Annotated in this window: 15 protein-coding genes; 9 read left to right on the forward strand and 6 right to left on the reverse strand. The window is 68.8% G+C overall.

Annotated elements, in window-relative coordinates; genetic code table 11:
- Window positions 1-45: 45 nt before the first annotated feature.
- The 3 genes from ACZ6Z4_RS07155 to ACZ6Z4_RS07165 all read right to left on the reverse strand — a co-directional run bounded on the left by ACZ6Z4_RS07155 (window position 46) and on the right by ACZ6Z4_RS07165 (window position 2,665).
- Window positions 46-1,233 carry an SGNH/GDSL hydrolase family protein gene (locus ACZ6Z4_RS07155; RefSeq protein WP_465559107.1) on the reverse strand — a complete coding sequence of 396 codons (1,188 nt, stop codon included), beginning with the start codon at window positions 1,231-1,233 and terminating at the stop codon, window positions 46-48.
- A 140-nt stretch (window positions 1,234-1,373) separates the two neighbouring features.
- The gene (locus ACZ6Z4_RS07160) at window positions 1,374-2,081 is read right to left on the reverse strand and encodes an SRPBCC family protein (protein WP_465559109.1); all 708 of its coding nucleotides are present in this window, start codon (window positions 2,079-2,081) and stop codon (window positions 1,374-1,376) included.
- A complete protein-coding gene (locus ACZ6Z4_RS07165) occupies window positions 2,078-2,665 on the reverse strand; it encodes an ArsR/SmtB family transcription factor (protein WP_465559112.1) in 588 nt (195 codons plus the stop codon). Before ACZ6Z4_RS07165 ends, ACZ6Z4_RS07160 begins: the two co-directional genes overlap by 4 nt.
- Window positions 2,666-2,821: 156 nt before the next feature.
- Between ACZ6Z4_RS07165 and ACZ6Z4_RS07170 the strand changes: the two genes are divergently transcribed.
- The 6 genes from ACZ6Z4_RS07170 (at window position 2,822) to ACZ6Z4_RS07195 (ending at window position 9,939) form a co-directional block, all read left to right on the forward strand.
- The gene (locus ACZ6Z4_RS07170) at window positions 2,822-3,739 is read left to right on the forward strand and encodes a nucleotidyltransferase domain-containing protein (protein ID WP_465559114.1); all 918 of its coding nucleotides are present in this window, start codon (window positions 2,822-2,824) and stop codon (window positions 3,737-3,739) included.
- Window positions 3,729-4,490: a nucleotidyltransferase domain-containing protein gene (locus ACZ6Z4_RS07175; protein WP_465559117.1), complete on the forward strand. Its 762-nt coding sequence runs from the start codon at window positions 3,729-3,731 to the stop codon at window positions 4,488-4,490. The genes ACZ6Z4_RS07170 and ACZ6Z4_RS07175 overlap by 11 nt, the downstream gene beginning before the upstream one ends.
- 164 nt (window positions 4,491-4,654) lie before the next feature.
- Window positions 4,655-6,775, forward strand: a complete 2,121-nt coding sequence (locus ACZ6Z4_RS07180) for an alpha-galactosidase (protein WP_465559120.1) — start codon at window positions 4,655-4,657, stop codon at window positions 6,773-6,775.
- 14 nt (window positions 6,776-6,789) lie between these two features.
- Window positions 6,790-7,698 (forward strand): carbohydrate ABC transporter permease, encoded by a 909-nt coding sequence (locus ACZ6Z4_RS07185; protein WP_465559123.1) that lies wholly within the window; start codon window positions 6,790-6,792, stop codon window positions 7,696-7,698.
- Window positions 7,695-8,576 carry a carbohydrate ABC transporter permease gene (locus ACZ6Z4_RS07190; protein WP_363673192.1) on the forward strand — a complete coding sequence of 294 codons (882 nt, stop codon included), beginning with the start codon at window positions 7,695-7,697 and terminating at the stop codon, window positions 8,574-8,576. Before ACZ6Z4_RS07185 ends, ACZ6Z4_RS07190 begins: the two co-directional genes overlap by 4 nt.
- Window positions 8,577-8,583: 7 nt before the next feature.
- Entirely contained in the window at window positions 8,584-9,939 is a 1,356-nt protein-coding gene (locus ACZ6Z4_RS07195) for an extracellular solute-binding protein (protein WP_465559126.1), read from the forward strand.
- A gap of 29 nt (window positions 9,940-9,968) precedes the next feature.
- Here ACZ6Z4_RS07195 and ACZ6Z4_RS07200 read toward each other — a convergent pair whose 3' ends face one another.
- From ACZ6Z4_RS07200 to ACZ6Z4_RS07210, 3 genes are read right to left on the reverse strand one after another with little or no spacing between them, the layout of a single operon-like run.
- A complete protein-coding gene (locus ACZ6Z4_RS07200) occupies window positions 9,969-10,739 on the reverse strand; it encodes an ABC transporter permease (protein WP_465559129.1) in 771 nt (256 codons plus the stop codon).
- A complete protein-coding gene (locus ACZ6Z4_RS07205) occupies window positions 10,736-11,527 on the reverse strand; it encodes an ABC transporter permease (RefSeq protein WP_465559132.1) in 792 nt (263 codons plus the stop codon). Before ACZ6Z4_RS07205 ends, ACZ6Z4_RS07200 begins: the two co-directional genes overlap by 4 nt.
- Window positions 11,524-12,330 (reverse strand): ABC transporter ATP-binding protein, encoded by an 807-nt coding sequence (locus ACZ6Z4_RS07210; protein ID WP_465559135.1) that lies wholly within the window; start codon window positions 12,328-12,330, stop codon window positions 11,524-11,526. The genes ACZ6Z4_RS07205 and ACZ6Z4_RS07210 overlap by 4 nt, the downstream gene beginning before the upstream one ends.
- Window positions 12,331-12,655: 325 nt before the next feature.
- Between ACZ6Z4_RS07210 and ACZ6Z4_RS07215 the strand changes: the two genes are divergently transcribed.
- Genes ACZ6Z4_RS07215 through ACZ6Z4_RS07225 form a run of 3 tightly spaced genes read left to right on the forward strand, consistent with a single transcriptional unit; the run spans window position 12,656 to window position 14,968 of the window.
- The gene (locus ACZ6Z4_RS07215) at window positions 12,656-13,060 is read left to right on the forward strand and encodes a DUF1707 SHOCT-like domain-containing protein (protein ID WP_465559138.1); all 405 of its coding nucleotides are present in this window, start codon (window positions 12,656-12,658) and stop codon (window positions 13,058-13,060) included.
- Complete coding sequence (locus ACZ6Z4_RS07220) at window positions 13,057-13,464, forward strand: hypothetical protein (protein WP_465559140.1); 408 nt, start codon at window positions 13,057-13,059, stop codon at window positions 13,462-13,464. The genes ACZ6Z4_RS07215 and ACZ6Z4_RS07220 overlap by 4 nt, the downstream gene beginning before the upstream one ends.
- Window positions 13,457-14,968 (forward strand): multicopper oxidase family protein, encoded by a 1,512-nt coding sequence (locus ACZ6Z4_RS07225; RefSeq protein WP_465559142.1) that lies wholly within the window; start codon window positions 13,457-13,459, stop codon window positions 14,966-14,968. Before ACZ6Z4_RS07220 ends, ACZ6Z4_RS07225 begins: the two co-directional genes overlap by 8 nt.
- Window positions 14,969-15,014: the final 46 nt, after the last annotated feature.

The raw sequence follows: 15,014 nt of genomic DNA on the forward strand, positions 1-15,014 counted from the left end.
CCACACTGCAGCGGCGGCCGGGGACGGCCGCCGCTGAGAGCTGGTTCAGTTCAGCGTCATCCGTGGCTCCCCGCCGGCCAGGCCGGTGCCTGCGATCGCGCACGTGCCGCCGCGGTTTTGGAGGTAGGTCTGGCGGACGCAGGAGCGTAGGGCGAGTTGGCCCCAGTAGTTGGGGTGGATGGACTCCTGGATGAAGTAGTTCGAGCCGATCGTGGTGACCGTGCGGATCTGGTTGACCCATTCGGTGCGGTCGACGGCGGTCGGCTGGGTCCAGGAGGTCAGGCCGACTTCCTCGTACAGGCCTACGGTCTTCTCGCAGAGGCGGCGGCCGTTGAAGGTGGACTGGAGTTCGAGCAGGCGGGTGTTGGTGAGGCCGGACTGGCCGATCGCGGCGCGGACGGTGTTGTTGATGGTGGTGAGCGCGGTGGCGTTGGCCCAGTCGGCGTCGGCGTTCCAGAAGCCGCAGCCGCCGATGTTCTGGCGGGTGTAGCCGGTCTGGCCGTAGCGGAAGCCGCTGCCGGCGGGGATCGGGGACGGGTAGGTCTGGACGACCAGCGACCAGGCGTTGTCGGCGTACCCGGCGTTGCGCATCGCGGTGCGCAGGTTCTGGAACGACGTCGCGATCCGGCCGCGGACGGTGCTCACGTTGGCGGCGGTGAAGTTCGCGACCACCGACGAGTCGTCCTTGCAGTAGTCGGGGAACCAGGACGGCGAGAGCAGGAAGTCGGTGACGCAGGACTGCACGATCGAGGCGAAGTTGAAGTCGTTGCCGCCGATCGACACGACCACCTGCTTGACGTTGTGCGTCGTCGCGAACTGCTGCAGCAGCTTGGCCTGGCCGACCCGGCCGGCGCCGTTGTCGAAGAAGTCGAGGCCGGGCTTGAAGTCGTCGCCGTTCGAGGTCGCCGTCCGGGCGCCGGAGCAGGCCAGGTTGAGGCCGCCGACGCCGCCGCCGATGTAGGCCTCGGCGGACTTGCTGCGGTGGCACTTGGCGATCTGCTCGCCGGTGCCGGCCGCGTTGTCGTGGTAGGCGTGCGCGCCGAGCGCGTCGGCGGGGGCCTCGGAGTTGTTCGAGCTGCCGGCCCAGCGGCCGGCCTCGCCCGAGATGTAGGAGTCGCCGACGGTCACGACGTACGGCGTACCGGTGCCGGGTCCGTCGGCACGGGCGGGGGCGGTGGTGATCACGGTGGTCAGCAGGGCGGTGGTCAGGGCGACACACAGACGAAGGCGCATGGGCGGACGGCCTTTCTCGCCGGAGGGCCGGCGGCCGCTCGTCGCGGCCGCCGTTGCAGCGAGAATGTACTCCCCGGTAACCCCTCAGAACAGACCGAGAGTGCTGACACCTTTGCGCGCTGTCACCGTTGCGTCAGATTTCAACCGGCGGTCGGCGCCGGGTAGTGACTCGTCCACCAGTCGTTCCAGCGCTTGTCGATCTCTTCGCGATCGGTGTCGCCGTACAGGCTGAGGACGGCCATCGCGGCACCCGCGGGCTTCTGCTCGTTCGGGCCGAGGTGGCTCAGCACGAGCAGGCCGTCGCCCCAGCTGTCGACGGTCAGGCCGCGCTGGTGCTCGGAGACGAAGAAGACCGTGCCGGTCACCTGCTCGCCGAGCAGGTCCAGCTCGTACGGCGTACCGGCGGGCAGGTCCGGCAGGTTGAACTGATTTACACCGGTGCCGGAGTAGAAGAGCGTGCGGCGCGGCTCGCCCGGGTGCCGCTCGAGCGCGAAGCGGAGCTGGTGCAGGAACGTCGTCCAGCCCTCGGTGATGTCGTCGTAGTACGCCTCCCAGTCGGGGTTGTCGCCGTGCGCGGCCCGGGTCAGCGTGATCTTCGCGCCGCCCTCGTGCGGCTCGACCTCGAACTTGTCGCCGCCCTGGATGTCCAGCACGTGCGCCTCGGCGTCCTCGACCGCGACGTGGTCGAAGTAGATCAGGTCGATCTCCTGGTCGAGCGAGCCGTCGACGCCGCCCTCGTACTCCCAGCCGTGCCAGTGCCGGATCTTGTCCTTGTCGCGCAGCGCGTCCCACACCGCCTCGACCGGTGCGGCGATGGTGACCACGATCTGCGGGGTCGGCTCGGTCATGTCTGTTCTCCTTCGGTACGGCGGACGGCGGGGTGCCCGCCGGCGATCAGGCGGTACGGGCGGCCGTCGGCGGTGTCGAACGACTCGACGACCTGCCGGACGGCCTCGGTCAGGGCGTCGGTGAAGCGGTGCACGTCACCGGGCTCGGCGAACCGGACCTCGGTCTCCAGCGTGAAGGTGAGCAGCCGCTGGCCCGCGGCATCGGCCTTGCGCTGCATCCCGGCCACGTCCCGAACGGTGCCGGCGGCAACTTCGACCAGGTGCTCGGCGGCGTACTGGTCGTGGATCGCGGTGAAGGCCTGGCCCATCACGCCGGGGTCGACGACGATCGTCGCCGAGGCTTTGAGGATGCGCTCGACGAATCCGCGCCGCTGCCGCTCCTCGACGAGCTCGACCAGACCGGCCTTCTCGAGCTCCTTCAGGTGGTAGTTCACCCGCTGCCTCGGCAGCTCGAGCGCGGTCGCCAACTGGGTCGCGGAGGACGGCTCCCGGAGGAGGTCCAGCAGTTGCCGGCGGATCGGCGAGAGCGCGATCCGGACGGCGTCCGGTTCGTCGAGGTAGCGCTGCATGGGAACCAGCGTCATATTGACAGGAAAATTTGTCAATAGGGTCGGCGGACGCCCACCACTGTCCAAGCGGCGCCGTCGGAGCTTTTCGCCGGCGTGTCGCGGCGTGTCGCGGGCCGGCGGGGAGGTTGGACAGTGGTGGGTGTGGGCCGATGCTGGGGGAGGATGAGCCGCATGGCGATCGAGGGGCCGCAGTTGCCGGTGGGGACGCAGGTGGTGTTGCGGGTGGCCGGGCCGGATGACGCCGGCGGGACCGCTCAGCGTGGGGCGACCGGGCGGATCAGCGGGGTGACGGCCGACGGCCGGTACGACGTCCGTCTGGTCGACGGGCGCGCGACGATGGCACGGCGGGATCAGCTGAGCTTGCGCACGGCGTACCAGGACGAGGCGATCGGGATCGAGGCGCCCGACGGTGACGTGCTGGTGCGGGAGCGGACGATCTACGCGGCGGTGGTCGGGTCGCGGGCGTTCGGGCTCGACACGGACACCTCGGACACCGACACCCGCGGCGTGTACGTCGCGCCGACCGCGTCGTTCTGGTCGCTGGCGAAGCCGCCGACGCACGTGGACGGGCCGGAGCAGGAGTGGTTCTCGTGGGAGGTCGAACGCTTCTGCGAGCTGGCACTCAAGGCGAACCCGAACCTGCTCGAAGTGCTGCACTCACCGCTCGTCGTCTCCTGCACGCCGCTCGGCGAGGAACTGCTCGACCTGCGCGAAGCGTTCCTCTCGCAGCTGGCGTACCAGACCTACTCGGGCTACGTGCTGAGCCAGTTCAAGAAGCTGGAGGCGGACTTCCGGCGGGACGGCTCGCCGAAGTGGAAGCACGTCATGCACCTGATCCGGTTGTTGCTGTCGGCCCGCACTTTGCTGGCCGAGGGCAAGCTCGTCGTGGATGTCGGCGACGATCGCGAGCGGCTGCTCGCGGTGAAGGCCGGCGCGCTGCCGTGGGACGAGGTCGAGCGCTGGCGACTCGGCCTGCACGAGGAGCTCGACCGGGCGCTGCAGAAAACCATGCTGCCCGCGACGCCCGACGTCGCCAGGGTCGACGCCTGGCTCAGATCGGTCCGGAGGAGGGGCGTCGATGACACGTGACATGCGAGACCTCGACTTCAGCGAGCTCGCGAAGATCATCGCCGGCCAGCCGTACCGGCTGCTCTTCGCGACGGTCTCCGGTGCGCACCTGTACGGCTTCCCGTCGCGCGACTCCGACGTCGACCTGCGCGGTGTCCACGTGCTGCCGCTCGAGGAGATCGTCGGGCTGAAGGCCGGGCCGGACACGCTCGACCGGACCTGGTTCGAGAATGACGCCGAGGTCGACCTGGTCACTCACGACCTGGTGAAGTTCGTCCGACTGATGCTGCGTCGCAACGGCTATGTGCTCGAGCAGGTGCTGTCGCCGCTGGTGGTTGCGTCGACGCCGGAGCATGAGGAACTGGTCGCGCTCGCGCCTGGGTGCATCACCAAGTGGCACGCGCATCACTACCGCGGGTTCGGCAAGACGCAGTGGGACTTCTTCGGGAAGAAGCGGGAGCTGAAGCCGCTGCTCTACACGTTCCGGGTGCTGCTGACCGGGATCCACCTGATGCGGACCGGTGAGGTGCAGGCGGATCTGCGCGAGCTGCTCGAACTGCGCGAAGCGCCGGCGTACCTGCCGGAACTGATGGCGGCGAAGGCGGAGGCCGAGCACGGGCCGCTCGTCGGGCCGGCCGCCGAGCAGCTGGCCAAGGATGTCGTCGCGTTGCAGGCGGCGCTCGACGAGGCGGAGGCGGCGAGTGCGCTGCCGGAGCGGCCGTCGGCCGATGATGCGCTGCACGACTTGGTGGTGCGCGCCAGGCTCGGCTGAGCCGGCCAGAACCACACAGAGAACGCCCGACTACTCCGGTAGTCGGGCGTTCCTACGTTGTAAAGGCGTAGGGTACTTACTTAACTTCGTGAAGCATTGACATTCGGCGTGTCAGGGTAAATAGTTCCGTCCTGAAATCAATCAGAAAGCAGAGTGAATCAACAGTGTCGAACATCAAGGTGCTGCAGCTCCGCTCGGCGGGCGTCAGTCTCGTGCTGGACTGCTCGGGTCCGGCTCTTCCGTCGGTGCTGCACTGGGGTGCGGATCTCGGCGAGCTGTCCGAGGCGGCCCTGGTTGGTCTCAGGCAGGGGGCCGGCGCGGTGCAGACCGGCAACGGTCTGGACGACAACCTCCCGGTCGCGATCGTCCCCGAGTACTCCGCCGGCTGGTTCGGCCTCCCGGGCCTGAACGGGCACCGCGACGGCAAGGACTTCTCCGCGTCGTTCCAGCTGCAGAGCGTCGAGCAGGACGGCAACACGGTGCGCGTCCAGGCCGCCGACGCCGGTGCGCAGCTCACGCTCGCGCTGACCGTCGAGCTGACCGACTCCGGTCTGGTCAAGGCGAAGGCCGACCTGACGAACACCGGCGGTACGCCGTACACGGTGGACGGTCTGGTCCTCGCGCTCCCGGTGCCGACCGAGGCGACCGAGCTGTTCGACATGACCGGCCGGCACATCGGCGAGCGGCACCCGCAGCGGCACGCGTTCACGCAGGGCGCGCACATCCGCGACAACCGCCGCGGCCGTACCGGCGCCGACGCGACGCTGCTGCTGATCGCCGGCACTCGCGGCTTCGACTTCGGCACCGGCGAGGTCTGGGCCGTGCACACCGCCTGGAGCGGCAACCACCGGTCGTACGCCGAGCGCGGCATGAGCGGGTACGCCGTCATCGGCGGCGGCGAGCTGCTGCTGCCGGGCGAGGGCCGCCTGGAGCCGCAGGGCAGCTACGGCACCCCCTGGATCTACGGCTCGTACGGCGTCGGCCTGGACCAGCTGTCGACGCGCTTCCACGATTACCTGCGCGCCCGTTCGACGCACCCCAGCACCGACCGCCCGGTCGTGCTGAACACCTGGGAAGCGGTCTACTTCGACCTCGACCTGGACAAGCTGAAGGCGCTCGCCGACGCGGCTGCCGAGGTCGGCGCGGAGCGGTTCGTGCTCGACGACGGCTGGTTCCGCGGCCGCCGCGACGACCACGCCGGCCTGGGTGACTGGTACGTCGACGAGGGCATCTGGCCGAAGGGCCTGCACCCGCTGGTCGACCACGTCACCGGTCTCGGTCTCCAGTTCGGCCTCTGGGTCGAGCCGGAGATGGTCAACCCCGACTCCGACCTGGCCCGCGAGCACCCGGACTGGATCCTTGCCACCGGCAACCGGATGCCGCCGACCGCGCGGCACCAGCAGGGCTTGAACCTGGGCATCCCGGCGGCGTACGACTACATCCTCGAGCGGCTCGACTCGATCCTGAACGAGTACGACATCTCGTACCTGAAGTGGGACCACAACCGCGACTTCGTTGACGGCGGCAACCAGCAGACCGGGACGGCGGGCATCCACGCCCAGACCCTGGCGCTGTACCGGCTGCTCGACGAGCTGAAGGCCCGGCACCCCGGCCTGGAGATCGAGTCCTGCTCGTCCGGCGGCGCGCGCGTCGACCTCGGCGTACTGGAGCGGACCGACCGGGTCTGGGGCAGCGACAGCAACGACGCGCTGGAGCGGCAGAAGATCCAGCGCTACACCCAGCTGCTGCTCCCGCCGGAGCTGATCGGCTGCCACGTCGGCCCGCCGAAGGCGCACACCACCGGCCGCACCCAGACGCTGGCGTTCCGGGCGACCACGGCGCTGTTCGGCCACTTCGGCATCGAGTGGGACATCAGCGCGGCGTCGGCCGAGGAGCGCGCGGAGCTGGCAGGGTGGGTCGCGCTGCACAAGGAGCTCCGGCCGCTGCTGCACACCGGCCGGGTGGTCCGGGCCGACCGTGGCTCGGAGGACTTCCTGCTGCACGGTGTCGTCGCGCAGGACGGGTCGCGCGCGGTCTACAGCGCCGTCCAGCTGACCCAGTCGATCACCTCCGACCTGGGCCGGGTCCGGCTGCCCGGGCTCGACGCTGCTCGGACGTACCGGGTCACGAAGAGGGCGACCCCTGGTCCCGAGCCGCGCAACACCGCGGCCTGGTGGGCCGACGGGGTCGAGCTGAACGGAGCGACGCTGGCCGCCGTCGGGGTCCAGACCCCGGCCCAGTGGCCCGAGAACGCGATCCTGCTGGACGTCCAGGCCATCGACTGAGGAGGAGATCGGCTGTGACCGTGACGACGAGTGCCCCACCGAAGCGACAACGACGAAGTCTCGGGGACCTGAAGGTCGCGATGATCTTCCTGGCCCCGGCCACCGTCGGGTTCGTGGTCTTCTACATCTGGCCGACCCTGCGCGGCGCCTACCTGAGCTTCACCGAGTACAGCCTGCTGCAGGCGCCGGAGTTCAACGGGCTGCAGAACTACGAACGGATGATCCACGACAGCTTCTTCTGGAACGCGCTCGTCGTCACGGTCGAGTACGTCGTGATCAACATCGGCCTGCAGACCGTGCTGGCGGTGCTGATCGCGATGCTGATGTACCGGCTGACCAAGTCGATCACGGTCCGCGCGGTGATGCTGCTGCCGTACCTGATCGCCAACGTGGTGGTCGCGCTGGTCTGGTACTGGATGCTCGACTTCCAGGTCGGCATCGTCAACCAGGGGCTGGAGCTGATCGGGATCGATCCGGTCGCGTTCTTCGGCGACTCGCACTGGGCGATCCCGACCGTTGCCGGGATCAACATCTGGCGGCACATGGGCTACACCGCGCTGCTGGTCTTCGCCGGCCTGCAGACGATCCCGTCGTACGTCTACGAGGCAGCCGAGGTCGACGGATCCAGTGAGATGCAGACGTTCTGGCGGATCACGCTGCCGCTGCTGCGGCCGGTCCTGGTGATGGTCCTGGTGGTCACCATGATCGGCTCGTTCCAGATCTTCGACACCATCGCGGTGACCACCCAGGGCGGCCCGATCAACGCCACCCGGGTCATCTACTACTACATCTACGAGCGCGCGTTCACCCGGTTCGACTTCGGGTACGCCTCGGCGATGGCGCTGGTGCTGTTCGCGATCCTCGCGGTCGTCTCGCTGCTGCAGCTGCGGCTGCTCCGCGCCAAGGAGAGTGACCTGGCATGAGGAAGTCCATCACTCCGGGCCGTACGGTCGCCTGGGTCGTTCTCGTCGTCCTGATGCTGCTGACGCTGTTCCCGTTCTACTGGATGCTCCGTACGGCGCTGTCGGACAACACGCAGCTCGCCGGGCACCCGAACTCGCTGCTCCCGGTCGAGACCACGCTCGGCGCCTTCAAGCGGGTGCTCGGGCTGTCGACGGTCGAGGAGGCGCAGGCCCAGGGCGGCTCCGGTGCCGCGGTCAACTTCTGGCTGTACCTGCGCAACTCGCTGATCGTGTCCACGGTGACGACGGTCTGCCAGGTGTTCTTCAGCGCGATGGCGGCGTACGCGTTCGCCCGGCTGCGCTGGCCCGGCCGGGACAAGGTGTTCGCGCTGTTCCTGGCCGCGCTGATGGTGCCGCCGATCTTCACCACGCTGCCGAACTTCGTGCTGATCAAGAACCTCGGGCTGCTGAACAGCTTCGCCGGCATCATCCTGCCGGGCGCCTTCATGACACCGTTCGCGATCTTCTTCCTGCGCCAGTTCTTCCTCGGCATCAACCGGGAGCTGGAGGAGGCGGCGATGATCGACGGCGCCGGGCACCGCAAGATCTTCTTCGGGATCGTGATCCCGATCAGCGCGGCACCGATCGCCACGCTGGCGATCCTGACCTACATCAACTCCTGGAACGACTACTTCTGGCCGCTGCTGGTCGGGCAGCAGGAGAACGTCCGGGTGCTCACCGTTGCTCTCGGGGTGTTCCGGTCGCAGACTCCGCAGGGAGGGCCGGACTGGGCCGGGCTGATGGCGGCGACGCTGATCGCGGCGCTGCCGATGATCATCCTGTTCCTGGCCTTCGCCAAGCGGATCACCAACTCCATCGGTTTCTCCGGGATCAAGTGAGGGTCGGATGAACATTTCACGACGCACGTTGCTCAAGGGGACGCTGGCCGGACTGGCCGCTTCGGCGGTCGCGGGCTGCAACAACGGCGCCGCGTCCCGCGGCTCCGGCGAGGTCATCTACTGGCTGTGGGACTCCGCCCAGCTGCCGATGTACACCGAGTGCGCGAAGGTGTTCCACGAGCAGAACCCGCAGTACAGCGTGAAGATCGAGCAGTACGGCTGGAACGACTACTGGAACAAACTCGTCACCGGCTTCATCTCCGGTACGGCGCCCGACGTGTTCACGTCGCACTCGGCGAAGTACCCGCTGTTCGCCGACAAGGGTCAGGTGCTGGCGCTGGACGACTTCGTCGAGCGCGACGGGGTCGACCTGTCGATCTACCAGAAGGGGCTGGCCGAGCGCTGGATCGGTGCCGACGGCAAGCGCTACGGCCTGCCGAAGGACTTCGACACCGAGGTCTACTTCTACAACTCCGCGCTCACCGAGGCGGCCGGGATCAGCACCGACCAGCTGAACGCGATGACCTGGAACCCGCAGGACGGGGGCACCTTCGAGCAGATCGTGGCCCGGCTGACCGTCGACTCCAAGGGCCGGCGCGGGGACCAGCCCGGTTTCGACAAGGACAACGTCAAGGTCTACGGCCTCGGGTACGGCGACGCCGGTGGCGCGGACGGCCAGACCAGCTGGAGCTGGTACGCCGCGACCAACGACTGGAAGTACTCCGAGGGCGAGCCGTGGGGGACCAAGTTCTTCTACGGCGACCCGAAGTTCACCGAGACCATCGGCTGGTGGCGCGGACTGATCACCAAGGGCTTCATGCCGACGTACGCGCAGGCCAAGTCCGGGGTCGACGTGACCACGTCGTTCGGGGCCGGCAAGTACGCCATCACGCCGAACGGGTCCTGGATGCTGGAGACGTACGCCGGGCTGAAGCAGGTCAAGACCAAGCTGGCCAGGCTCCCGCAGGGGCCGAACGGCAAGCGGATGTCGATGATGAACGGCCTGGCCGACACGATCTGGGGCGACTCCACCCGCAAGGACGCCTCGTGGGCGTGGGTGAAGTTCCTCGGGTCGCAGACCGCGCAGGACATCGTCGCCAAGGCCGGGGTGGTCTTCCCGGCGGTGAGCGCGTCGCTGCCGCTGGCCAAGGCCGCGTTCGAGGCCGACGGCTGGGACGTGACGCCGTTCCTGGAGCCGGTCGCGGCGGGGGACGTGTTCCCGTACCCGGCCAACCCGAACGCCGCGGACGTGACCGCGGTGATGACCCCGGCGATGGACGCGGTGATGGCGTTCGAGGCCGAGCCGTCGTCGCTGGCCGAGGCCAACGACGACGTCAACCAGATCCTCTCGGCGGCGTCCTGAAACGTCGTACTTGGATGTGAAACGCTGTGTCAGCTGCTCGCTGAGCTGTAGCGGCGGCTGGCCAGGTGCCAGTGGAGCTTGGTGACGACGAGCCCGGCGACCAGCGCCGGGAGGGCGAGCAGGAATGGTGTGGCGGTGCCGGTCAGTGTCTCGACCGGCACCGCTGCCACGAGACCGGCCGGGGCGAGCGTGATCAGGATCAGGCGCGCCGTACCGGTGAAGTAGCTGATCGGGTACTTGCCGGCCTCGCGGACCTGGCCGGCGATCTCGTTGACCGGCTCGGCGCTCTCGAACCAGAACGCCGAGTAGGCGAGGTTGGCCCAGAGCAGGCTGAAGCCGGCGAAGCCGATCACCGCCCAGGCGATCGCTTGGACGACGAGCGCGGCGTCGGGCCTGGCGTCGGCCAGGTGCAACCCGACCGCGACCATCGCGGCGCCGGACAGCACGCGGCCGAGCTCGGCCGGCTCCATCCAGCGCAGGCCCGAGAACAGCTGCGCGTTGACCGGGCGGATCAGGATCAGGTCCAGGTCGCCCTGGCGGACGTAGCTGTGCATCTTGGCCAGGTTCGGCCGGACGAAGCAGTCCATCAGGCCGGTGGAGATCCCGAACAGGCCCACCACGGCGACGGCCAGCGGGCCGGACCAGGAGGTGCCGCCGGCGTCGGTGAGGATGAGGACCGGTACGACGCCGAGCACCAGGTCGCCGACCGACGAGAACGCGTTGATCGCGGTCTGGCTGCGGAACTGCAGGTCCCGGCGGATCGCCTGCTTCAGACAGGCCCAGAACAGCCGCGGCGTCATGCGCCCGCGCCCTGGTAGTCACGCAGCCCCCGCCGCCAGACCAGGACCGCCCCGCCGACCAGTACGGCGAACCAGCCCGCCTGGTACACGTAGTCGATCGCGCGCGTCGTACCGAGCAGGACCTCCAGCGGGAACGAGATGACGAAGCGGAACGGCTGGGCGTGCAGGAACGGCTGGAACGCTTCTGGGAAGAGCGCTAGTGGTACCAGGCCGCCGGAGAGCAGCCTGGCCAGCAGGTAGCGGAGGCGGTCGACGGCGGCGATGTCCTCCATCCAGAACGCCAGGGAGCCGATCAGTACGTCCAGCGCGAAGGTCATCGCTGCTGCGACGGCCAGTGCTGGTAGGAACAGCAGCCAGCGTTGGGGATCGCCTGGTAGCCGCAGGTCGTCGCGGAAGACCAGGCCGAGTGCAGCGACCGGTGGTAGCAGTAGACCGAGCTTGAGGAACTTCTCGGCGGAGTTGTTGGCCAGGTACGACAGGTGGGTCGAGCAGGGACGGACGAGCCAGGAGTTGAGGCCGCCGAGCCGGATCGACTCGGCCAGGAAGCCCGAGGTCCAGCTGGACGTGATCATCGCGACGACGCTGACCAGGACGAGGTAGCTGGTCAGGTACGTCGTGGAGACGGGCGGGTCGGCGCCCTGGGCGATGGCGCCGTGCCAGACCAGCAGCGCGATCGCCGGCGGGAGGACGTTGGCGATCTGGAGCAGGAAGAGCCACCAGCGGTGGTTCATCATCATCCGGACCTCTTGGACGGTCAGGATCCGGAGCAGCCGCAGTTGCCGGGTCATGAGCGGCTCTTGAACATCGCGGCGAGGACCTGGTCCAGGTCAGCATCCGCGTGCTGACCTGAGCGCTCCCGGAGCTCGGCGAGGTCGCCGTCGAAGCCCAGGACGCCGTGGTCGATCAGTGCGATCCGGTGGCACAGTGCCGCGACGTCGCTCATGTCGTGACTGGTCAGCACGATCGTCGTCCCGTGGTCACGGTTCATCTCCGCGAGGAAGTTGCGCAGGGCAAGCTTCGCGACGACGTCCAGGCCGACGGTCGGCTCGTCGGCGAACAGCAGCGCCGGCTGGTGCAGCAGCGCGAGCACGAGCTCGCAGCGCATCCGCTGGCCGAGCGAGAGCTTGCGGACCGGGATGTTGACCAGGTGCGCGACGTCGAGGCGCTCGGTGAGCTCGGCGACGCTCGCGTCGAACGTCGGCTTCGGGATCGCGTACATCTCGCGGTGGATCAGCAGCGAGTCGTACGTCGAGACGTCCCACCAGAGCATCGACTTCTGGCCGAACACGACCGAGATCCGGCTGAGGAAGTCGAACGATCGCCTGTGCGGCTCGTGGTCCAGGACTGTCAGTTGGCCGCCGGTCGGGCGGAGCAGGCCACAGAGCATCTTGATCGTGGTGGTCTTGCCGGCGCCGTTCGGGCCGAGCAGGCCGATCACCTGGCCCTCGGGGACGGTCAGGGTGAGCGCGTCGACGGCGGTGCGCTGCCGGCGTACGGGTTTGAGCAGGCCTTTGAGGGCGCCTCGCATTCCGGGTTCCTGCTCGGTGTAGCGGTAGACCTTTGTCAGGTCGGTCGCGGTGATCGCGTTCATCGCGCGCCTCCAGGGCCGGCCCACGCAGACTGGGGAGCCGGGTCGATGGAGCAAGCCGGAGTCTGCCGGCAGCCGGCCCACATGACGGCGGGCGGCCGTCGACGAGTTTAGTCGCGCGCGGTGCGGGCGCGCCTGTGGTTTTCAGGGACCGGCCCTGGGCGGGCCCTGAGTCGGCGTACGCCGTGGGGAGTACGCCGTACTACGTCTGGTGGCTGCCGTGCTCCGCCGGAGGTAGGTGAGGTGCCGCCGCGGAGGCGACGCGGCGAGGGGTGCTCGGGCGACACGATCGGTGGCATCAGATTCTTGCGACCACTTGAGGAGTGTCATGAACGAGAACGTGCGGGTCGGGGACCAGGAACGCGAGGAGGCGGTCAGGCGGCTGGGGGAGCACTACGAGGCCGGGCGGTTGACTGCGGAGGAGCACGGGGAGCGGGTGGATCGGATCCTGCAGGCGAAGACCGCGGGGGATCTGGGGGCGGTGTTCGCGGATCTGCCGGGGGAGAAGAAGGCCGAGGCTGGTCCGCAGGGGCCGCCGTGGTCTGGGCAGCGTCCGCCGTGGGCTTCGAAGGGGCCGTTGCGGCGGCTTCCTCTGCCGTTGTTGATTGCGTTGGCTGGGCTCCTGGTGCTGCTGTCCGTCGGGTGTGTGGTCGGTGGTGGACATCCGCCGGTGCTGCCGTTGCTGCTGATCGTCGCGGCGGTTGTGTTCGTGAAGAAGCGGCGGCACGCATGAGGACGGCGTACCGGGTGCTCGCCTCGCTGATCGCGCTTGCAGTGGTGCTGCAGGTGGCGGCGATCGCGCTGGCCGGGTTCACGACCGCGGCCGACGCGGAGGACGGGGCGACGATCGGCGCCGACTACAGCAACTTCGGGCAGAGCTACCACAGCATGGCCGGGACGGCGATCGGGCTGCTCGCGCTGATCTTCCTGATCGTGTCGTTCCTGACCGATGTGCCGCGTGGGCGTGCTCTGGCCGGGATTGTGGTCGGCCTGGTCGCGCTCCAGTTCGTGCTGGCGGTGGTGTCGTTCGGGCTGCCCGCGCTGGGGATCCTGCACGGGATCAACGGGCTCGCGATCGCCGGTGTCGCGGGCGCGGCGTCACGGCGGGCTGCGGCTTCGGTGGTCGCCAGTGCCTGAGGAGGAGGCTCGTACGCCGGAGGATCGCCCCGGGCCGTCTGATCGCCCGGCGGCGCTCGGCGGCCGGCGTACGATCCGGAACCGGCTGATCGCCCTAGGGGTGACGCTGGCGGTGCTCGCGCCGCTGGCGTACCTCTGGGCGACCAGCCTCGTCCCGTCGTCGTACTCGGCAACTGACATGGGGTACGCCGACTACGGCGGCGGCGCCGCGCATCATCAGCACCACGGCGGCCGCAGCGTCGCCGACCTCACCGGCCCGCGCACCGGCACGCCCGACGTCGCGGTGACGCTGACCGCCCGGAAGGCCTCGATCACGCTGGCAACCGGCGAGTCCGTCGACGGCTACACGCTCAACGGCTCCTCACCCGGCCCGCTGATCCGCGCCGCCGTTGGCGATCTCATCGAGGTGACGCTGGTGAACGAGTCCGTCCCCGACGGCGCGACCCTGCACTGGCACGGTATCGACGTCCCGAACGCCGAGGACGGCGTCGCCGGCGTCACGCAGGACGCCGTACCGGTCGGTGGGCGGCACACCTATCGCTTCCTGGCATCGGACGCCGGGACGTACTGGTACCACTCCCACCAGGTCTCCAGCGAGCAGGTCCGCAACGGGCTCTTCGGTACGATCGTCATCGGTGCGCCTCCCGCGACGGCCACGTCGCCGCGCGACGTCATCGCCGCTATCCACACCTACGACGGCCGCCGTACCGTCAACGGCTCGACCGGCACCTCCCGCGTCGACGTCCCCGCCGGTACGACGCTCCGCGTGCGAATGATCAACACCGACAACGCCCTGATCCGCGTCGGCCTCGTCGGCGCACCATCCAAACTCGTCGCCGTCGACGGCCGCGAACTCCACGGCCCGACCCCGACCACCGACGCCTTCCCCCTCGCCGCCGGAGCCCGAGCCGACTTCGAAGTCACCGTCCCCGCCACCGGCCTCCGCCTCGACGCAGGCGTCGCCCTGACGATCGCGCCGCCCGGCGTACCAGGCCCTGAAGATTCTTTGTCTTCAGCAACCATCGATCTCCTCACCTACGGCAAGCCCACCACTCCGGGCCTCGACGTCAGCAATCCCGACCGCACGTTCGAGTACCGCATCGGCCGCAGCCCCGGCTTCCTCGACGGCGTACCCGGCTTGTGGTGGACGATCAACGGCCACAAGTACCCCGACGTCCCGATGTTCATGGTCACCGCCGGCGATGTCGTCAAGATGAAGATCTCCAACACCAGCGGCCAGTCCCACCCCATGCACCTGCACGGCCACCACGCCGTCGTCCTCTCCCGCAACGGCGTCCCGTCCACAGGCACCCCCTGGTGGACCGACACTCTCGAGGTCGACGACGACGAAACCTACGAAATCGCCTTCCTGGCCGACAACCCCGGCGTCTGGATGGACCACTGCCACAACCTCCCGCACGCGTCACAGGGCCTGATGACCCACCTGATGTACGAGGGCATCGGCACGCCGTACAAGATCGGCAACGGCAACGAGCCGGAGTAACCATTCAGTGTCGAACCACCACGCCACCAGGCGAACCCACCCCCGG

It is taken from the genome of Kribbella sp. NPDC104740, assembly GCF_055583505.1.